Source organism: Kitasatospora aureofaciens (assembly GCF_001188955.3).
GTDB lineage: Bacteria > Actinomycetota > Actinomycetes > Streptomycetales > Streptomycetaceae > Kitasatospora > Kitasatospora aureofaciens.
Window position 1 is genome coordinate 21668 of record NZ_JPRF03000047.1, and the last position, 19628, is coordinate 41295.

At 74.7% G+C, this 19628-nt stretch carries 20 protein-coding genes; 14 read left to right on the plus strand and 6 right to left on the minus strand.

Features of this window, described 5'->3' with window-relative positions; genetic code table 11:
- Positions 1–14 precede the first annotated feature (14 nt).
- The 9 genes from HS99_RS28770 (at position 15) to HS99_RS28805 (ending at position 9693) form a co-directional block, all read left to right on the plus strand.
- Complete coding sequence (locus tag HS99_RS28770; protein WP_030557824.1) at positions 15–593, plus strand: TetR/AcrR family transcriptional regulator; 579 nt, start codon at positions 15–17, stop codon at positions 591–593.
- Positions 594–1516: 923 nt separating this feature from the next.
- The gene (locus HS99_RS28775) at positions 1517–3700 is read left to right on the plus strand and encodes a SpoIIE family protein phosphatase (RefSeq protein ID WP_158876547.1); all 2184 of its coding nucleotides are present in this window, start codon (positions 1517–1519) and stop codon (positions 3698–3700) included.
- A gap of 280 nt (positions 3701–3980) precedes the next feature.
- On the plus strand, positions 3981–5285 hold the full coding sequence (locus tag HS99_RS28780) for a sensor histidine kinase (RefSeq protein WP_084768157.1): 1305 nt from the start codon (positions 3981–3983) through the stop codon (positions 5283–5285).
- A 107-nt stretch (positions 5286–5392) separates the two neighbouring features.
- Complete coding sequence (locus HS99_RS28785; protein ID WP_030289775.1) at positions 5393–5806, plus strand: roadblock/LC7 domain-containing protein; 414 nt, start codon at positions 5393–5395, stop codon at positions 5804–5806.
- Positions 5803–6168, plus strand: coding sequence for a DUF742 domain-containing protein (locus tag HS99_RS28790; protein ID WP_030289776.1), 366 nt, complete (start codon positions 5803–5805; stop codon positions 6166–6168). Before HS99_RS28785 ends, HS99_RS28790 begins: the two co-directional genes overlap by 4 nt.
- Complete coding sequence (locus HS99_RS28795) at positions 6146–6772, plus strand: GTP-binding protein (protein ID WP_046386144.1); 627 nt, start codon at positions 6146–6148, stop codon at positions 6770–6772. Before HS99_RS28790 ends, HS99_RS28795 begins: the two co-directional genes overlap by 23 nt.
- Positions 6769–8265, plus strand: coding sequence for a cytochrome P450 (locus HS99_RS47160; RefSeq protein ID WP_232543062.1), 1497 nt, complete (start codon positions 6769–6771; stop codon positions 8263–8265). The genes HS99_RS28795 and HS99_RS47160 overlap by 4 nt, the downstream gene beginning before the upstream one ends.
- Positions 8229–9341: a cytochrome P450 family protein gene (locus HS99_RS28800; RefSeq protein WP_223886010.1), complete on the plus strand. Its 1113-nt coding sequence runs from the start codon at positions 8229–8231 to the stop codon at positions 9339–9341. Before HS99_RS47160 ends, HS99_RS28800 begins: the two co-directional genes overlap by 37 nt.
- 91 nt (positions 9342–9432) lie before the next feature.
- The gene (locus tag HS99_RS28805) at positions 9433–9693 is read left to right on the plus strand and encodes a hypothetical protein (RefSeq protein ID WP_030555353.1); all 261 of its coding nucleotides are present in this window, start codon (positions 9433–9435) and stop codon (positions 9691–9693) included.
- Between the two features lie 80 nt (positions 9694–9773).
- Here the strand turns inward: HS99_RS28805 and HS99_RS28810 are convergent, their stop codons facing one another.
- The gene (locus tag HS99_RS28810; protein WP_030289781.1) at positions 9774–10583 is read right to left on the minus strand and encodes an isocitrate lyase/PEP mutase family protein; all 810 of its coding nucleotides are present in this window, start codon (positions 10581–10583) and stop codon (positions 9774–9776) included.
- 11 nt (positions 10584–10594) lie between these two features.
- Positions 10595–11074, minus strand: a complete 480-nt coding sequence (locus tag HS99_RS28815; protein WP_030289782.1) for a carboxymuconolactone decarboxylase family protein — start codon at positions 11072–11074, stop codon at positions 10595–10597.
- Positions 11075–11267: 193 nt separating this feature from the next.
- Between HS99_RS28815 and HS99_RS28820 the strand changes: the two genes are divergently transcribed.
- From HS99_RS28820 to HS99_RS28835, 4 genes are all read left to right on the plus strand, one after another.
- Positions 11268–12047 carry an NRDE family protein gene (locus tag HS99_RS28820; protein ID WP_030289783.1) on the plus strand — a complete coding sequence of 260 codons (780 nt, stop codon included), beginning with the start codon at positions 11268–11270 and terminating at the stop codon, positions 12045–12047.
- A 91-nt stretch (positions 12048–12138) separates the two neighbouring features.
- Entirely contained in the window at positions 12139–12351 is a 213-nt protein-coding gene (locus HS99_RS45350; protein ID WP_030555349.1) for a hypothetical protein, read from the plus strand.
- Positions 12352–12472: 121 nt separating this feature from the next.
- Positions 12473–13390 carry an undecaprenyl-diphosphate phosphatase gene (locus HS99_RS28830; protein WP_030289785.1) on the plus strand — a complete coding sequence of 306 codons (918 nt, stop codon included), beginning with the start codon at positions 12473–12475 and terminating at the stop codon, positions 13388–13390.
- A gap of 90 nt (positions 13391–13480) precedes the next feature.
- Positions 13481–14227 carry a glucose 1-dehydrogenase gene (locus HS99_RS28835; protein ID WP_370863312.1) on the plus strand — a complete coding sequence of 249 codons (747 nt, stop codon included), beginning with the start codon at positions 13481–13483 and terminating at the stop codon, positions 14225–14227.
- Positions 14228–14254: 27 nt separating this feature from the next.
- On the opposite strand, the gene sigJ is transcribed toward HS99_RS28835, so the two are convergent.
- Entirely contained in the window at positions 14255–15151 is an 897-nt protein-coding gene (sigJ, locus tag HS99_RS28840) for an RNA polymerase sigma factor SigJ (RefSeq protein ID WP_030289787.1), read from the minus strand.
- A gap of 155 nt (positions 15152–15306) precedes the next feature.
- Between sigJ and pdxR the strand changes: the two genes are divergently transcribed.
- Entirely contained in the window at positions 15307–16746 is a 1440-nt protein-coding gene (pdxR, locus tag HS99_RS28845; protein WP_030555345.1) for a MocR-like pyridoxine biosynthesis transcription factor PdxR, read from the plus strand.
- Between the two features lie 57 nt (positions 16747–16803).
- On the opposite strand, the gene HS99_RS44265 is transcribed toward pdxR, so the two are convergent.
- From HS99_RS44265 to HS99_RS28860, 3 genes are all read right to left on the minus strand, one after another.
- Complete coding sequence (locus HS99_RS44265; RefSeq protein WP_030555343.1) at positions 16804–17022, minus strand: DUF6126 family protein; 219 nt, start codon at positions 17020–17022, stop codon at positions 16804–16806.
- A gap of 31 nt (positions 17023–17053) precedes the next feature.
- Positions 17054–17689 carry a helix-turn-helix domain-containing protein gene (locus HS99_RS28855; protein ID WP_030555342.1) on the minus strand — a complete coding sequence of 212 codons (636 nt, stop codon included), beginning with the start codon at positions 17687–17689 and terminating at the stop codon, positions 17054–17056.
- Between the two features lie 105 nt (positions 17690–17794).
- Positions 17795–19528, minus strand: coding sequence for a pyruvate dehydrogenase (locus tag HS99_RS28860; protein ID WP_279096367.1), 1734 nt, complete (start codon positions 19526–19528; stop codon positions 17795–17797).
- Between the last annotated feature and the right edge of the window lie 100 nt (positions 19529–19628).

A 19628-nucleotide genomic window follows, 5' to 3' on the forward strand; every position in this document is an offset into this window, starting at 1 on the left:
GGAGAACCAGAACCATGCCCCGCGTAGGACTGACCCCCGACCAGGTCGTCGACCACGCCCTCGCCCTCATCGACGACCAGGGCACCGAAGCCCTCACCCTCGCCTCCGTCGCCGCCCGCGCCGGAGTCGCCACCCCCTCGCTGTACAAGCACGTCAGCGGCGGCCTCACCGAACTCCGACGGCTCATCGCCGTCCGGGTCACCGAGGAACTCGCCGACCGGCTCGCGGAAGCCGCGGTCGGCCGCAGCGGGGACGACGCCGTCACCGCCCTCCTGCGCGCCTACCAGGCATACGCCACCGCACACCCGCACCGCTACGCCGCTCTCCCCCAGGCCCCCCAACCCGACGAGGACCTCACCAAGGCGGCCACCCGCCTCGTCGGCGTCATCATCGCCGTCCTCCGCGGCTACGGCCTCGACGGCCCCGAAGTGATCCACGCCGCCCGCACCGTCCGCTCCCTGGCCCACGGCTTCGCCGCCCTCTCCATCACCGGCGCCTTCCAACTCACCGAAGACCTCACCACCACCCACAACCGCCTCATCACCACCCTCATCACGGGCCTCCACTCATGGCCGAAGTCAGAGGAGCAGTGAGCCGCCCCCGCCCGCACCACCCGAAACCCGGGCCGACTTCCAGCACTCCCCCCGCGCGACCAACCACCCGCCAACGCCGCGGCAGCAGAAACGACCTCCCGCACGAAAGACACACCGACGCACAAGCGCGTGAGAAGTCGGCCCCATCGACTTCCCATGCCTCACCTGCCGGCTGACGCCGCAGCGCGAACCACCGGAGTCGGCAGAACCTCCCCCACGCCGAAGGCACGCAGCAGCGGACGAACAGGCGAAAAGTCGGCCTCGCCGACTTTCAGCGCTCCTCCCGTGCGGCCCAGCACCCGCTGACGCCGCAGGTGCAGAAGCGGCCTCGCGTGGAAGACACGCACCGGCGAGCGACGGTGTGGCCCGGCCGACACTCTGCTTCTCACTGCCCGACGCACCAACCATCCGACGCCGCAGCGGTGGACGCGGGAGTCAGCGGAAACGACCCTCCGCGCGGATGGCGCGCGCTTTCGGGTGAGCTCGGGAACGACCGACCTCATCGACCGCCCGCACATCACGCGCCCGGCGGGCCCGGCGGGCTGACGCAACGAGGACAGCCTCCCTCGCCGGACGACACCTGCTGGCCGACGAGCGCGAGAAGTCGACTCCTTCGACTTCTCGCGCCTCGCCTGGCTGGCGAACCCTCGGCTGACGCCGCAGCGGGGTGGGACGGCGGTGAGTTCGGTTTCCGGCGCGGATGGGCGCGGCGGCCGGGGAAGCCGGTCCTGTCCACTGGGCGCGCCTGGCTGACGGCGCAGCCGTGAGGGGTGGGGTGTGGGGGCGGGTGTGCGGTGGCGGGGGAGTGGGTGGCAAAGCGGCCCTTTCGGGCTGAGGTGTCCGGCCGGGGCGGCTGACCGCGCAGACGTGAGGGGGTGGGGAGGGGGCGGCCGTCGGGGGTGGGAATGGGGTATGAAGATTTGGTGCCCATCCCTGAGGAGCAGAGCCGGACGAGCGGTCGTAGCGCGATGCGCTGTGTGCGCTTGTTGCTGGCTTGCACCAGTGCCGCCGAGTTGTTGGGGACCGTGCTCGCGGAGGGGCCCGGGTGGATCACCGGGGAGGGTTCGGCGCTGTACCTGCTGGATTCGGCGGGGATGCTGCGGCTGACGGCCTCGCACGGGCTGCCGGACTGGGCGCACGAGCGGTACGGGCTGGTCGATCCGGCGGGTGAGCTGCCGGCCGCGATGGCGCTGCGGCTGCGGCGGCCGTACCTGCTGGGCCCGGAGCACACCAGCGTCGACTACCCGAACCGGAACGCCGGGATGGGGACCGGGATGGTCGCGGTGGTGACCCTGCCGCTGATGGTGGACGAGCGGGCGATCGGGGTGCTGGCGCTGGCGCTGGCGCACCGGGGGACCGTGCCGCCGCGGGACCTGGACGTGCTGGAGACGATCGCCGGGGCCTGCGCCCACCGGCTGCACCACCTGCTCGACCACGTGTCGGACGACGTGGACGCCCGGCGGGAGCCGCCGGAGGCGGGCCCGGATCCGGCGTCGGCGCACCCGCTGCTGTCGCTCGCGGTGCGGGCCGCCGGGCACGGCGCCTTCGCACGCGACCTGGTCACCGGCGAGAGCTACTGGGACGCCGCCGCCTTCGCGGTCGCCGGACGGCCGGTGTCCGCGGACGGGGCCGCGCCGGAGCTGGAGCGGATCGTCCACCCCGAGGACCTGCCGGACGTGCAGGCCGCCCTGGCGGAGGCGCTGGCGAGCGGCGGGCGCTACCGGATCGGCTACCGGGTGCTGCGCCGGGGCGGGGAGGTGGCGCGGGTCGAGGAGTCCGGTGAGGTGATGCTGGACGTGCACGGCCGTCCGGTGCGGATCGCCGGCTTGCTCGCCGACGTGGACCACCGCGGGGAGCGGCCGGCCGGGCCGCGGCACGACCCGGCCGGGGCCCGGACGGCGCTGCTGCTGTCGCTCACCCGGGCGCTGTCCCGCGCGGTGACCGTACGGGACGTCACCGCCGCCGTCACCGATGTCGCCCGACCGGCCTTCGGCGCCGCGAGCATCGTCCTGGACCTGGTGGACGAGGGCCGGCTGCTGCCGGTCTCGCACACCGTGTACGGCGGCCCGCGCCGCGCCGAGCTGACCCGGCTGGCGGACCTGTCCGAGGGGGTGATGCAGCACTCGCCGGCCCGCTCGGCCCCGCTGTTCAGCGAGCCCGGCGGCAGGCCGACGAGCGCGGACGACCCGGCCGCCTGGGCGGTGCTGCCGCTGGTCGCCTCGGGCCGGCAGGTCGGCTCCTGCCTGATCACCTTCGCCGCCGAGCGCGTCTTCAGCCGTGAGGACCGCACCCTGTACTCGGCCTTCGCCGGCATCCTCGCGCAGTCCCTGGAACGGGCCCGGCTGTACGACACCCACCACCACCGGGCCGGTGAGCTGCAGCGGGCGATGCTGCCGCGCACCCTGCCGCGGCTGCCGGGGATCGCCAGCGCGGCCCGCTACCTGCCGAGCACCGAGGGCATGCAGGTCGGCGGCGACTGGTACGACCTGCTGAAGCTGCCGGACGGCCGGGTCGGGCTGGTGATCGGCGACGTGCAGGGCCACAACGCCGAGGCGACCGCCGTGATGGGCCAGCTGCGCAGCGGGCTGCGGGCGTACGCGACGGACGGGCACGACCCGGCCGCCACGCTGGCCCGGACCAGTCGACTGCTGGCCGAACTGGACACCGAGCTGTTCGCGACCTGCCTCTACCTGACCCTGGACCCGGCGGACGGCAGTCTGACCGCGGCCCGGGCCGGGCACCCGGCGCCGGTGCGGATCGCCGCCGACGCCACGGCCGTCGAGCTGGAGCTGCCGGGCGGCCCGCCGCTGGGGGTCGACCCGGCGCAGTCGTACCCGCTGGCCACCGGCCGGCTGGCGGGCGGGGAGACGCTGCTGGCGTACACCGACGGGCTGGTCGAGGACCGTGAGGAGGACTACGACGAGTCGGTGCAGCGGATGCTCGGCGGTCTGGAGCTGTGGGCCCGGCAGACCGGTCCGGGGCGGGTCGACCCGATGCCGGCGCTGGAGCGGCTGGCGGACCTGCTGACCCTGAACGTGACCGAGCGCCGGTCCCGGCCGGACGACGTGGCGCTGCTGCTCCTGCACCGGATGCCGTCCCTTCCGTAACCCGGGGCCGAATTGTTCACCTGCACGGAATGTCGTTCGTTCAACAACGCCGTGCACACCAACCCCACACATCCCGGGACGCGAATCAGCCATCACCCGTCACACCCGCGGGGGCGGAAGGCCCTGGACGAACGAACGGACACGGTGTCAGGGCTGCGCGATCGCGCCCGAACAACGCCGGAACGACGGCGTATTGACTCGATATTGACGAGATCCGGTCACATGGCGAGATCCGTTCACACCTTCGTAGGATCATCGCCCTAGAATTCGCCGCGTGACGATGACTCAGTGGTACGCAACGGCTACCGGCGTGCTCGCCGTCCTCGCCCTCGTGGCCGCCGCGCGGTACCGCGCCGTGTCCGTCACCCAACGCGGCCGGGCCGACCGGCTGGAGGGTGAACTCGCCAGCCTCCAGGAGCAGCTGACCTCCGAGCTGTCCCGGCGGGGCGCCGACCTGGCCGCCGTCCAGCAGGAGCAGGAGCTCACCGCCTCCACCCAGCGGGCCTTCCTCAGCGTGGCCCGACGGATCCTCGTCATGGCCCACGACCAGCAGGCCCTGCTCGACGAGATGGAGCGCACCCACGACGACCCTGCGCTGCTGGAGGGCCTGCTCAAGGCCGACCACGCCGCCGCGCAACAGGCCCGGCTGGCCCAGACCCTGGCCGTGCTGTGCGGCGCCCGGGCCGGTCGGCACTGGCCGGAACCGGTCTCGCTGGAGGACGTGGTGCGCGGCGCCCAGTCGCGCATCCTGCCCTTCCAGCGGGTGGTCGTCCGCAGCCGGATCGAGACCGCGGTGGTCGGCGCTGCCGCCGAGGCGCTGATCCACGCCGTCGCCGAACTGCTGGACAACGCCACCCGCTACTCCCCGCCCAGCACCCAGGTGTTCGTCACCCTGATGCCGGTGCACAACGGCGCCGTCATCGAGATCGACGACGGCGGGGTCGGCATGCCCGAACAGGCCGTCGCCAAGGCGGCCGCCGCGCTCGCCGGGGGGAGCAGCCTGGAGGTCTCCCGGCTCGGCGAGGTGCCGCAGTTGGGACTGGCCGCGGTCGGCCGGCTGGCCGAGAGCTACGGCTTCCGGGTCACCCTCAGCTCGGCGCCCTCGCCGTACGGCGGTGTGCGCGTGGTCGTGCTGCTGCCGAACGCCCTGCTCACCGAGCCGCTGCCGCCCACCGTCCCCGGACTCGGCCTCGGGCTGGACGGGGACGACCCGGCGTTCACCCCCGGCCCGGCGTTCCGCCCCGGCCCGGCCTTCACCCCCGGCCCGCAGCCGACCGCCGGCACCGCCCACCCCGGTGCCGCCCACCCGGGCGCCGGCCACCCCGACGCCGGTCACCCGCTGGTGGAACCCCCGCCCGCCGGCCGACCGGCCGCGACCGGCGACGCCCCGCCGCCGCTGCCCCGCCGGAGCCACCGGCGCGATCGCGGGAACCGCCCCGCCCAGCACGCCGCTCCCCCGCCGCCGCCCGAGCCGCCGCACCGCTCGGCCCGGGACGCCCAGACCTTCATGACGATGTTCCAGGCCGGGACCGCCAACGGCCGCTCGGCCGCCCGTGCCCAGGGCCGGCCCCCCGGCCCGCACTGACCGCCCGCCGCCCCGCTTCCCCCGAGATCTCCCGTCTTCCCCGAGTCCCCCGTCTTCCCCGAGTTCCCCCGGCTTACCCCGACTTCCCCAGCGCTCCGGAGAGTTCCATGACCACCACCCCCGATCTCGGCTGGCTGCTCGCCGACATCATCGCCGTCCCGCAGGTCCAGCACGCCGTCGTCGTCTCCAACGACGGCCTGGAGATCGGCCGCAGCGCCGACATCGCCCGCGAGGACGCCGAACGGCTCGCCGCCGCCTGCTCCGGACTGCAGTCGCTGGCCCGCGGCGTGGCGGCCGGCTTCGGCGGCCCGGGCAGTGCCACCCGCCAGATCATCATCGAGTACGGCGGCGGCTACCTGTTCATCGTCGCCGCCGGGGCGGGCGCCCACCTGGCCGTGGTGACCAGCGAGGCGGTCGACGCCGGGCTGGTCGCGTACCAGATGCAGGTCCTGGTCGAGCGGATCGGCACTCACCTCACCAGCCCGCCGCGCGTCGACCACGCGGCGGGGGGCCACCGGTGAACGGGCCGGTCCGGCCCTACGTGATCACCGGCGGCCGCAGCCGCCCCACCCGCACCGACCTGGCCATCGAGAGCCTGGTCAGCGCCCTGCCCGGACCATTAGGGCTGCCCGAGCCCCCGGCGCTGCCCGAGCACGTCCTGCTCAACCGGGAGCACCGGCGCATCCTCGGGCTCTGCCACAGCCTGTTGTCCGTCGCCGAGGTGGCGGCCCACCTGGGGCTGCCGCTCGGCGTCGTCAAGGTGCTGGTCGGCGACCTCTGGGACCTCGGCGCCGTGCAGGTGCTCCCTCCCGTCCCGCAGGCCGAACGCCTGCCCACAACCCTCCTGGAAGAGGTACTCGTTGGCCTCCGCCAACTCCGCTGAAGCCCCCGCCTCCCGGCCGTCCGGACCGCAGTACCTGCCGTCCTCGGTGCAGGGCGCGGTGAAGATCCTGGTCACCGGCCCGTTCGGGGTCGGCAAGACCACCCTGGTCGGCTCGCTCAGCGAGATCACCCCGCTGCGCACCGAGGAGACCATGACCGCCGCCAGCAGCGGCGTGGACGACCTCACCGGCCGCGGCGACAAGACCACCACCACGGTCGCCCTGGACTTCGGCCGGATCACGCTCAACTCCCGCCTCGCGCTGTACCTGTTCGGCACGCCCGGGCAGCAGCGGTTCTGGCCACTGTGGGACGACCTGTCGCGCGGCGCGCTCGGCGCCATCGCGATGGTCGACCTGCGCCGCCCGGACGAGAGCTTCGACGTGCTCGGCCGGCTGGAGGAGCAGCGCATCCCCTTCGCGGTGGCGGTCAACACCTTCCCGGACACGCCGAGTTACCCGGAGGAGGAGCTGCGGTCGGCGCTGGACGTGCTGCCGGAGGTGCCGATCCTCTACTGCGACGCCCGCGACCGACGCCAGTCCTACGACCTGCTGATCGACTTCGTCGACCACCTGCACCGCAGCTCGCTCCTGGAGCTGCAGCCGTGACCGCGCCCGAGCCCCCGCGGGCGGCCGGCGGCTGCCCGGTCGCGCACGGCGCCGCGTACAGCGGCGGCCCGGCCCCCTACGGCGGCGGGCTCCCCGCGGGCGTCCCGCTGACCCCGCTGTACGGGCAGGCCGTCGCCGACGACCCGCACGGCCTGTACGCCCGGCTGCGCGAGCGGTACGGCCCGGTGGCGCCGATCGAGCTGGAGCCCGGGGTGGAGGCGTGGCTGGTCCTCGGCTACGGCGAACTGCTCGAACTCACCCGCAACGAGGCACTGTTCTCCAAGGACTCCCGGCACTGGCGGGTCCCCGCCGAGGGCCGGCTGGCCCCCGACTCGCGGCTGCAGCCGATGACCGCCTGGCGGCCCACCCTGCTCAACCTCGACGGCGCCGAGCACCAGCGGCTGCGCGCCGCCGTCTCGGACACCCTGGCCCAGATCGACCACCGGCAGCTGCGCGAGACCACCGAGGCCGCCGCCAACGGCCTGATCGACAGCTGGGGCCCGGACGGCACCGCCGACCTGATCGGCCAGTACGCCCGCGCGCTGCCGCTGCTGGTCTCCACCCAGCTGGTCGGCCTGCCCACCGGCAGCGGGCCGCGGATGATCGAGCTGATCAGCCACTTCGTCGACAGCGGGCCCGAATCGGTGCGCGCCGCCGGGGAGTTCCAGGGGACCCTGGCCGAACTGGTCCGGCACCGCCGCACCGCCCCCGGCGCCGACCTCACCTCCTGGCTGCTCGCCCACCCCGCCGCGCTGACCGACGAGGAGGCGGTGCACCACCTGGTGGTGCTGATGATCGCGGGCAACGAGACCTGCATCAACTGGATCGGCAACACCCTGCGGCTGCTGCTCACCGACCGGCGCTTCCGGGCCACCCTGACCGGCGGGCGGCTCACCGTCTCCGACGCGCTGGAGGAGGTGCTCTGGCGAGACCCGCCGACGCAGAACTTCCCCGGCCGCTGGGCCACCGGCGACACCGTGCTCGGCGGCCAGTACATCAGCGCCGGCGACATGCTGGTGCTCGGCCTGGCCGCGGCCAACGCCGACCCGGCCGCCCAGGGCGCCTCCTCCGCCGCGCAGGGCTCGCTCGGCGGCAACCGGGCCCACCTGGCCTGGGGCGCGGGCCGGCACGTCTGCCCGGCCCAGCACCCGGCCCGGATCATCGTCGAGACCGCGATCGAGACCCTGCTGCACCGCCTGCCGGACCTCCAGCTGGCCGTGCCTTCGGGAGAGTTGGCCTGGCGCCCGTCCCCCTGGTCGCGGGCCCTGGTCGCCCTGCCGGTGCTGTACAGCGCCTTCACCCCGCCCCGCCCGCCAACGCCCGAAAGGCCCGCACCCGCATGGACACCGTCGACGACCCCCGCGGCTCCCGCCCCGAGCCCGTCCGGCTCGACCCCTTCGGACGCGACCAGCACGGAGAGAACGCCCGGCTCCGCGCAGCCGGACCGGCCGTCCTGGTGGAACTCCCTGGTGGGGTGGTGGTCTGGGCGGTGACCCACCACGACACCCTTCAGTCGCTGCTGGCCGACCCCCGGGTCGGCAAGAACCCGGCGCTGTGGACCACCTTCCGGGAGGGCCGGCTGCCGTACGGCTGGCCGCTGCTCAACTTCGTCGCCGTGCCCGGCATGATCACCGCGGACGGGGAGGACCACAAGCGGCTGCGCGGTCTGGTCAGCCAGGCCTTCACCCCGCGCCGGATATCCGCGCTGGCCCCCGCGATCGAGGCCCGGGCGCTCGCCCTGCTGGACGCGGTGGCGGAGCTGGAGGGGCCGTTCGACCTGCGCGAGCACTTCGCGTACCCGCTGCCGATGCAGGTGATCGGCGAACTGCTCGGCCTGGGCGAGGAGCAGCAGGACCGGCTGCACGCGCTGTCCGACACCCTGGTCTCCAGCTCCGCCACCCCGGAGGCGGCCCTCGCCGCCCAGCGGGACCTGAACGCGCTGCTGGCCTCCGTGGTGGCGGCCAAACGGGCCGAGCCCGGCGACGACCTGACCACCGACCTGATCGCCGTCCGCGAGGCCGGGGACGCACTCAGCGAGGCCGAACTCGTCGGCACCCTGCTACTGATGCTGGTCGCCGGGCACGAGACCACCCTCAACCTGATCACCAACGCGGTCCGCGCCCTGCTCGCCCACCCCGACCAGCTGCGGCTGGTGCTGGACGGCGCACAGCCGTGGTCGGCGGTGGTGGAGGAGACCCTGCGCTACGACTCGCCGGTGGGCCAGTTCCCGCTGCGCTACGCGATCGAGGACATCGAGGTCGGCGACACGGTGATCCGGCGCGGTGAGGCGCTGCTCGCCTCGTACGCGGCGGCCGGACGCGACGGCGGGCACTACCCGGACGCCGACCGCTTCGACCTCACCCGGCAGCCCGCCCGGCACCTGTCGCTCGGCCACGGCCCGCACTTCTGCCTCGGCTCGGGGCTGGCCCGGCTGGAGGCGGAGACGGCGCTGCGGCACCTGTTCGGGCGGTTCCCGGGGCTGGCCCTGGCGGAGGGGGAACGGCCGGAGCCGATCGGCTCATTCGTGAGCAACAGCGTGCGGACCCTGCGGGTGACCATTCGAGGGTGACGGCCGGGGGTGACGGCCCGGGGGTGACGGCCCGGGGGTGACACTTCGCGCCGCGGGGTTACCTGAGGGCGGCCCGGTCGTTCGGCAGGGCATGAAGAAACTCGCCACCCTGGCCGCCCTCACCATGGCGGGCCTCGCCCTCGCCGCCCCGGCGGCCTCCGCCGCCGGCCAGATCGCCAGCTCGCCGGACGCCACCGGCGGCCTCACCGACGGGCTGGAGCTCTCCCCCGCCGACCTCGCGCTGAAGTCCGCGGGCAAGCTCCCGGTGGTCGGCCACGTCGCCGACGAGGTGGAGGCCGTCGGCACCAACCAGATCCACCACCCGGGGCTCAGCGGGCAGATCAACCCCTGATCGGCCGTCGCCCGCACAGCCGTGCGGCGGGCGCCTGACCGACCCCCGTCCGGTCAGCCGCCCGCCGTACCCGGTGCCGCTCAGCCCTCGAAGAGGCCGTTGAGCTCCGGGTAGGTCAGTCCGCCGTCCAGGGAGGTGTACGTGCCGCTCGCGTACACCTCCTCGGCAGCGCGGCGGACCGCCGCGTAGGCCACCTTGGCCAGGCCCGGGCCCAGGCTGATCCGGGCCACCCCGAGTTCGGCCAGCTCGGCGACCGACGGGGAGCCGGGGGCGGCCAGCACGTTCAGCGGGGCCGGGACGGCCGCGACCAGGGCGGCGATGGTCTCCGCGTCGGCGACACCGGGGACGAACACGCCGTCCGCGCCCGCCTCGACGTACGCCCGCAGCCGGCGGACCGCCTCGTCGAGCCGGCCCCCGGGCTCGCCGAGGCCGTGCAGGAAGACGTCGGTGCGGCCGTTGACGAACAGCGGGACGCCTGCCGCGTCGGCGGCCGCCCGGGCGGCCGCGATCCGCTCGGCGGCCTCCTGCGGGGTGTACTCCGCGTCCTCCAGGTTCACCCCGACCGCGCCGGTGGCGAGCAGCGCGGTGACCGTCTCGCCGACCCCGGCCGGGGTGTCCGCGTAGCCGCTCTCCAGGTCGGCGGTGACCGGCAGATCGACCGAGCGGACCACCTCGGCGGTCCGGGCCAGCACCTGCTCGCGGTCGGCGCCGCCGCCGTCCGGGCTGCCGAGCGACCAGGACACACTGGCGCTGGCCGTCGCCACCGCCCGTGCCCCGGCGCCGGCCACCAGCCGGGCGCTCGCCGCGTCCCAGACGTTGGCCAGCACCACCGGCTCGCCCGGGCGGTGCAGCTCCGCGAGCAGCCGGGCCTTGTCCCGCTGGGAGGTCATCGCGGCCGCGTTCACTTCGCCGCCGGGCTCATGCGGGTGGACACGCCGATCCGGTTCCAGGTGTTGATGGTGGCGATCAGCGCGATCAGCTGGGCCAGCTCGGCCGGCTCGAACTGGGCGGCGGCCTCGTCGTACACGGCGTCCGGCACGTGGCCCCGGGTCAGCAGGGTGACCGACTCGGTGAGGGCCAGGGCGGCGCGCTCGCGGGCGGTGAACCAGGGCGTCTCGCGCCAGGCCGGGAGGGAGACCAGGCGGTGGTCCTGCTCGCCGTTCTTGCGGGCGTCGGTGGCGTGCATGTCGATGCAGAAGGCGCAGCCGTTGATCATCGAGGCGTGCACCTTGACCAGCTCGGCGAGGACCGGGTCCAGGCCCTGCCGGGAGGCCCGGTCCACGGCGATCATGGCCTGGTAGAAGTCGGGGGCGAGCTCCGGCATCCGCAGGCGCTGCTCGGGGGCGGGCACGGTCTCGTTCGAAGTGCTGTTCGTGGTCACGGTGACCAGCCTAGGAGCCCACTGGCCCGCGGTCCTGGTGCATTCACCGCCCGGCTCCTTGGGCCACTTCCGGTGTGCGAACGGGCGTGCGAGGATCACTGACAAGGATTTCGACAGGGGACTTCGGCAGCGAGCCTCGGCAGGGATTCCCGGTAGGGATTCCCGGCAGCACGGCGTCAGGGGGAACGGGACCGTGTGCACGGCCTTCGTCAGCATCGAACCGGGCTCGGCGGTACCGGTGCTGCTGCTGTCCGTCCGGGACGAGTACCTCGGGCGCGCCTGGCTGCCGCCGGACCACCACTGGCCGCAGCGGCCCGAACTGCTCGGCGGACTGGACCTCGCGGCCGGCGGCACCTGGCTGGCCGTGGACCCGGAGCGGCGCACCGCCGCCTGTCTGCTCAACGGCTTCGGCCCGCTCGCCCCCGCCGACACCCGGCTCAGCCGCGGCGGACTGCCGCTCACCGCCGTGCGCGAGGGCGGGATCGGACACCTGGACCTGTCTCCGTACGACCCCTTCCACCTCGTCCAGGTCCGCCCCGACGGCGCCCGGGTGACCAGCTGGGGCGGCGGACTGCTGACCGAGCACGAACTGCCCACCGGGCTCAGCGTGGTGCTCAACGACGGCCTGGAGGGGATGGCCGCCAACCGCACCGCCTCCGAGCGGGTCCGGGCGCTGATGGCCGCCCGCGCCGACCACTTCCGGGCCCGCTTCGCCGCCGTGCCCCGCCCCGAACCGGCCGCCGGGGGGCCGACGGAACCGGCCTGGGGCGACTGGCTGCCGATCGTCACCGGCGACGGGCTGGCGCTGGACGGGGACGCCGCGCTGATCCAGCGCCGGGACTTCGGCGACGGGCGGATCTGGGGGTCGTCCTCGGTCTCCCTGCTGGCGCTCGGGCCGGAGCTGCTGCGCTACGACTTCGCGACCGCGCCGGTGCCGGCCGACGGCTCGGGGTGGCGGCGGATGGAGGTCTGAACCGGGCGCGCCCGGAAAGGACTTGAACCTGACGCTGCGGGAGGCGGCATCGTGGGCGTCCGTCGACCCCCGCCCTCGAAGGAGGCTCCCGATGGACCGTCCCCGCCCCCCGCGCCGACCGTCCCTCCTGCTGCCCGCCGTCCTGGCCGTCGCCCTGCCGCTGGCGGGCGCCCCGGTGGCGGTGACCGCCGGCGTGCTCCTCGGTGATGCCGTGCACCGGGCCGTACCGTCCGCCACCGTGCCCTCGCCAGGGCTGCCGGGCGCCGTGACCGGGCTGCTGGTCCGGGCCGCCGGTGGCCGGTGACACCCGGAAATACGCTCGATGAACTTCTGGCGGCGGGGCTGCCGGGCGTCTACATGCCGGTAGTAGCTTCGCGGAGGCCCCCGGAATCGGGGGGCCGCAGACCTCCGAGCGAAGGTGCGCGATGTCCACCCTGACCTACCCGGAAGCGATAGGCGTCGGCCTGCTGCAGGGTGTGACGGAACTCTTCCCGGTCTCCAGCCTGGGCCACAGCATCCTGCTCCCGGCCGTGATCGGCGGGAAGATCCAGCAGGACCTCGACATGACCGCCGACGGCTCCTCCTACCTCGCCGCGCTGGTCGCCCTGCACCTGGCGACCGCGCTCGCGCTGGTGGTGTTCTTCTGGCGGGACTGGGTCCGGGTGGTCAGCGGTCTGTTCGGCTCGATCCGGCACCGCCGGGTGCAGACCCGGGACGAGAAGCTCGCCTGGCTGCTCATCATCTCCACCATCCCGGTCGGCGTGGCCGGCCTGGTCCTGGAGAAGGCACTGCGGCACGCCCTCGGCAAGCCCGTCCCCGCCGCCGTGTTCCTCGCCCTCAACGGGCTGGTGCTGCTCGGCGCCGAGCGGCTCAAGCGCGGCGGCTCCGGCCGGCGCCGGGCCGGGCACGCCGCCCCCGTCGACGAGCCGGGCCTGGACCCGGCGGTCGCCTCCGACGTCCGGCTGACCAGGCTCGGCTACGGCAGGGGCGCCTGGATCGGCGCCGCCCAGATCCTCGCGCTGTTCCCGGGCATCAGCCGCTCCGGCGTCACCATGAGCGCCGGCATCCTGCGCGGACTGCACCACGAGGACGCCGCCCGGTTCTCCTTCCTGCTCGCCACCCCGGTCATCCTGGCCGCCTCGGTGCTGAAGGTGCCCGAGCTGTTCAAGCCGGAGAACTCCGGCGTCCTCGGCCCGGTCGCGGCCGGCAGCCTCGCGGCCTTCGTGGCCGGCTACGTCTCGGTGCGTTTCCTCACCAGGTACTTCGAGACCCGCAGCCTGACGCCGTTCGCGGTGTACTGCTTCCTGGCCGGCGTCGGCAGCGCGGTGTACCTGTCGCTCTGAGCCCCGGTCCGAACGGAATTCGCGCGCGCCGACCGGCCGCCTCGGTGACGATGGCCCCGACAGGCAGGCGACTTCACGGCGGGAGGACAGGTGCTCAAGGTGGTAGAGGGCAAGGCGGCGGTCGTCACGGGCGGCTCGCGGGGCATCGGACGGGCGATCGTCGAACGACTGGCGCGCGAGGGCGCGGACGTCGTCCTCGGCTACGCCAACGACCGGGCGGCCGCCGAAGCGGTGGTCGGCGCGGTGGCGGCGGCCGGCGGACGCGCCTGGGCGGTACGGGCCGACCTCGGCGAGTCGGGCGCCGCCGAGCAGCTGATGGCCGCGGCGGAGGAGCGCCTCGGCGGGCTGGACATCCTGGTCAACAACGCCGCGAAGTCCTTCACGCCCACTCCGCTCGCGGACCTCGACGACGCGGCCTTCGACGCCGTGCTGAGCGTCAACACCCGCGCCGTGCTCGCCACCGTCCGCTACGCGGCCCGCCGGATGCGCGACAGCGGACGGATCGTCAACATCTCCAGCGTGAACACCGCCCGTGCCGTCCCCGGCATCGGCGCGTACGCCGCCAGCAAGGGCGCCGTCGAACAGCTCACCGCCGTCGCCGCGGCCGAACTCGGCCCACGCGGCATCACCGTCAACACCGTCTCCCCCGGCGCCACCGACACCGACCTGCTGCGCGGCACCAACCCGCCCGAGGCGCTCGAACGGGTCGCCGGCCTGACCCCGCTGCGCCGGCTCGGACAGCCCGAGGACATCGCCGACGTGGTCGCCTTCCTGGCCGGGCCGGACGCCCGCTGGATCACCGGGCAGAACCTCCGGGCCACCGGCGGCCTGGGCTGACCACCGGCGGCCCGCCCGCGTCCCCGCCTACGCGGTGAGGCCGAGGGCGGCCAGCCGGGTCGGGTCGGTGAGGATGTCCAGACCGGTGATCCGGTCCTCGTGGATGGTGAACGACATGACCGACAGCACCCGGCCGTCGGCGAAGGACACCACCCCGGGCGAGCCGTTGACCAGCACCAGGCGCGCCTCGGCGGCGAAGCGGGCGAAGGTGATCGCCTGCCCCGCGACGTCCGCCGCGCCCCGGCGCAGCACGCTCGGCACCAGCGTCCCTCCGTCGGAGCGGGCCAGCACCTCCGGGTCGAGCACGGCCAGCAGGGCGTCGAAGTCGCCGCCCCGGGAGGCGCTCAGGAAGGCCTCCACCACCGCGCGCTTGCGGTCGTCGTCCGAGTCGGCGGCCGGGGTGGCGCCCTGGACCCTGCGGCGGGCCCGGGAGGCCAGCTGGCGGGTCGAGGCCGGGGTGCGGCCGAGCACCTCGGCGATCCCGTCGAAGGGCACGTCGAACATGTCGTGCAGCACGAAGGCCACCCGCTCCGCCGGGGAGAGCGTCTCCAGGACCACCATCAGCGCGATCCCCACCGAGTCGGCGACCAGGATCTCGTGCACCGGGTCCAGCACCGCCGGCCCGGTCACCACCGGGTCCGGCAGCCGCACCTGCTCCTCCTGCTCGGGCAGCGGGTCCTCCCGGCGGGAGGCCCTGGAACGCAGCTGGTCCAGGCAGACCCGGCCGACCACGGTGGTCAGCCAGGCCCCCAGGTTGCGCACCTCGCCCACGTCGCTGCGGCTGAGCTTCAGCCACGCCTCCTGGACGGCGTCCTCGGCCTCGGCCACCGAACCGAGCATCCGGTAGGCCAACGACCGCAGTTGGGGGCGCTCCGCCTCGAACTGCGCGGCCAGGAGCTCCGCTCGGGAAATGTCCCCGCTCATCTGTCACATCCTCGCGTCGGGATCCGTCGGTCCAGCGACGGACGCTAACCGACCAGGAGGACAGCACGACGACCACCACCCGGCTGAGGAACCCGGACGCGGTCCGGGACCCCGGCACCGCCCGGTGGGCCGGCACGGCACGGGACAATGGGCCCGTGAACGGCTCCTGGACCTCCTTCGGCGGCGACCTGCACCTGGACCTCACCGAGCGGCGCGCCGCCGGCGCCGGGCTGCGGGCCGCCCTGGAGGACGCCCTGCGGGAGGCCGTCCAGGACGGGCGGCTCGCGCCCGGAACCCGGCTGCCGTCCTCCCGCGCCCTCGGCGAGGACCTCGGCATCGCCCGCAACACCGTGGTCGAGGCGTACGGCCAGCTCACCGCCGAGGGCTGGCTCAACTCCCGGCAGGGCTCCGGCACCACCGTCGCCCGGCGGGCCGCGCCCTCGCCCGCCGTACGGCCCGCCCGGTCGCCGCGCCCGCGGCCGGCCGTACGGCACGACCTGATGCCCGGGCGCCCCGACCTCTCCCTCTTCCCCCGCACCGCCTGGCTCGCCGCCGCCCGCCGCGCCCTCGCCACCGCGCCGCACGAGGCGCTCGGCTACGGCAGCCCGCTCGGCCGGATCGAACTGCGGGAGGCCCTCACCCACTACCTGGCCCGGGTCCGCGGGGTGCGCACCGACCCGGACCACCTGCTGATCTGCAGCGGCGTCCAGCAGGGCCTCGGCCTGCTCTGCGCGGCCCTGCGGGAGCGCGGCACCCGGTCGCTGGCCGTCGAGGCGTACGGGCTGCCGCCGCAGCACGCCGTGGTGCGGGCGGCGGGACTGTCCACCGTCGCGCTGCCGCTGGACGGCGAGGGCGCGCTGGTCGACCGGCTCGACGCCCGCTGCGGGGCCGCTCTGCTCACCCCCGCCCACCAGTACCCCACCGGCTCCCCGCTCTCCGCCGACCGGCGGGCGGCCGCGGTGCGGTGGGCGCGCGAACAGGACCGGTACGTGGTCGAGGACGACTACGACGGGGAGTTCCGCTACGACCGGCAGCCGCTCGGCGCCATGCAGGCGCTCGACCCGGAGCGGGTGGTGTACGCGGGGACGGCTGCCAAGAGCCTGGCCCCCGGCCTGCGGCTGGCCTGGCTGGCGCTGCCGGACGCGCTGGTGGAGCCGGTCGCCCGGCTGAAGGTGCTGGCCGACACGATGTCCCCGGTGCTGGACCAGCTGACGCTGGCCGAACTGATCGCCTCGGGGACTTACGACCGGCACGTGCGGCGCTGTCGGCTGCACTACCGGCGCCGCCGGGACCGGCTGGTCGCGGCCCTCGCCGAGCACGCCCCGCACGTGCGGGTCACCGGCATCGCGGCGGGCCTGCACGCCGTCCTCCAACTCCCGCCCGGCTCACCGTCGGAGGCCGAACTCGTGGCCCGCGCGGCAGCCGCCGGCCTCGCTCTCAGCAGCCTCGGCTGGCACCGCGCCGACCCGACGGCGGAGATGGCGGAGGTGGCGGAGGAGGCCGGGCCCGCCCTGGTGATCGGCTACGCGACCCCGCCGGAGCACGCCTTCCCGGCGGCCCTGGAGGCCCTGTGCGGGATGCTCGGGGCGGGGTGAGGGAACGCCGGACGTCCGCCTCGGACGGGGGCCGAGGCGGACGGGAACGGGGGGCGCCTAGTGGTGCCGGTTGCCCAGCTCGAACAGCAGCATGATGAAGCCGGCGAAGACGTGGATGCCCGCGGTGTAGATGACCAGGCGCAGGTAGACCCGCTTGTTGGCCCACTTGCCGGCGTCCATGGTCTTCGGGCCGGTGGCGGTGTCGGCGGCGCCGGTCGGGACGGCGACGGTCGGAAGGGTGGCGGTCGGGACGGTGGCGGTGGTGGGATCGGCCACGGGGATCTCCTCCAGGGGGTCTGACGACAAATCAGTGGGTGGCGGCGGGGCCGCCGCCGAGGCAGAGTTCGCCGCCGGGGCTCTGCAACAGGGTGTGGATGAAGAGCAGTTCGACGCCGGAGCCGGACTCGGCGGCGATGCAGTGCGGGGTGAGCGAGTCGTAGTGGGCGGAGTCGCCGGGGGCGAGGTGGTGGACCCGGTCGCCGAGGGTCACCCGCAGCTCTCCGCGCAGCACGTACAGCCATTCCTCGCCGGGGTGGACCCGGACCACCGCGTCCTGGACGCCCGGCGGGACGTGCACCCGCAGGGCCTGCATGGCGCGGCCGGGGGCGCCGGCCCGGCGGTAGCCCCAGCCGCCGGCCCGGCCGGGCTCGATGGCGCCGCCGCGGACCACCGGGTCGGGTTCGACCATGGTCTCGCCGAGGAGGCCGGAGACCGAGGTGCCGTAGGCGCGGGCGAGGCCGAGCAGGACGGGCAGCGAGGGCTGGCGGCGGCCGGTCTCCAGTCGGGACAAGTACGCTGGGGACAGGCCGACCCGGCCCGCGGCCACCTCCAGGGTGAGCCGGCTGCTGAGCCGGTGCTCACGGAGGCGGGCGGCGAGGCCGGCGACCTCCTGGTCGTCGAGCCGGCCGTCGGCGTCGGGGGTGCCGGTGGGGCTGGTGGTCATGTGACCAGTGGACACCCGGCCTGCCGCGCGGGCAAGAAATTTGCCTCATAGGCAAACCCGCTCGAGTACACCCGCCACGCGCGACGCCCGGGGCGCTCACGGCACCTACGGCCGGGGGATGTTGCGCAGGTTGCTGCGCGCCAGGTCGACCATCCGCCCCACGCCGCCCGACAGCACCGTCTTCCCCGCCGCCAGCGCGAAGCCCTTCAGCTGGGCGGCGGTGATCCGCGGCGGGATGGACAGTGCGTTGGGGTCGGTGACCACGTCCACCAGGGCCGGACCGGGCCGCTCCAGGGCCTCCGCCAGCACCTCCCGCACCCGGCCCGGTTCGGCGACCCGCTTGGCCGGGATGCCCATCGCCCGGGCGATGCCGGCGTAGTCCACGTCCCCGTTGTCGATCTCGGACTCCGGGTAGCCGGAGACCAGCATCTCCAGCTTGATCATGCCGAGCGCGCCGTTGTTGAAGACCACCGTCTTCACCGGCAGCCGGTGCTTGGCCACCGTGAGCAGCTCGCCGAGCAGCATGCCGATCCCGCCGTCGCCCGCCATCGCGATCACCTGCCGCCCCGGGCAGGCGAGTTGGGCGCCGATCGCGTGCGGGAGGGCGTTGGCCATCGAGCCGTGCAGGAAGGAGCCGATCACCCGGCGGCGGCCGTTCGGCTGGAGGTAGCGGGCGGCCCAGACGTTGTTCATGCCGGTGTCCACGGTGAACACCGCGTCGTCGGCGGCCACGTCGTCCAGCACCGAGGCGACGTACTCGGGGTGGATCGGCAGGTGCTTCTCGATGTCCCGGGTGTAGGCGCCGATCACGTCCTCCAGGGACCGGCAGTGCTTGCTCAGCATGCCGTCCAGGAAGGAACGGTCCTTCTCGGCGTCCAGCAGCGGCAGCACGGCCCGCAGGGTGGCCGCGACGTCCCCGTGCACGGCCAGCTCCAGCGCGGTGCGGCGGCCCAGCCTGGTCGCGTCGTGGTCGACCTGGACGGTGTGCACCTGCGGCAGAAAGGAGTCGTACGGGAAGTCGGTGCCGAGCAGCAGCACCAGGTCGGCGGAGTGCAGCGCCTCGTGGCAGGCGCCGTAGCCGAGCAGGCCGCTCATCCCCACGTCGTACGGGTTGTCGTACTGGATCCACTCCTTGCCACGCAGCGAGTGCCCGACCGGCGCGTTCAGCGCCTGCGCGACCGCCATCACCTCGGCGTGCGCGCCGCGCACCCCGGCGCCGCAGAACAGGGCCACCCGGCGGGCCGCGTTGAGCAGCCGGGCCAGCTCCTGCACCTGGGACCAGGGCGGCGCGGCGACCGCCTGCTCGGTGAGGAAGTGGCTGGTGCCGGTCGGCCCGGCGGCGGGCAGGGCGGCGACGTCGCCGGGGAAGGCCAGCACCGAGACGCCGTGCGAGCCCAGCGCGTGCTGGATCGCGACCCGCAGCAGCCGGGGCAGCTGGGCGGGGGTGGAGAGCATCTCGCACCAGTTGCTGCAGTCGGTGAACACCCGCTCGGGGTGGGTCTCCTGGAAGAAACCGGTGCCGATCTGCCCGGACGGGATGTGCGAGGCCAGCGCGAGCACCGGCAGGCCGCTGCGCTGGGCGTCGTACAGGCCCTGTACCAGGTGGGTGTTGCCGGGGCCGCAGGAGCCGGCGCAGACCGCGAGGCGGCCGCTGAGCTCGGCCTCGGCGGCGGCCGCGAACGCCCCCGCCTCCTCGTTGCGCACGTGCACCCAGCTGATGCCCTCGGCCCGGCGGATCGCGTCGACCACGGGGTTGAGGCTGTCGCCCACGACGCCGTAGACCCGCTCCACGCCGGCCTGCCGGAGCACCTCCACCATCTGTTCGGCCACGGTCGCCACGGGGACTTCCCTTCGATCGCCACAGGACACCTGCACCCTCCGGCGCATCGGCGGGGGCGTGCACCCGGGGTGGGCCGAACGGGTGAGGGCGCGGGGCCCG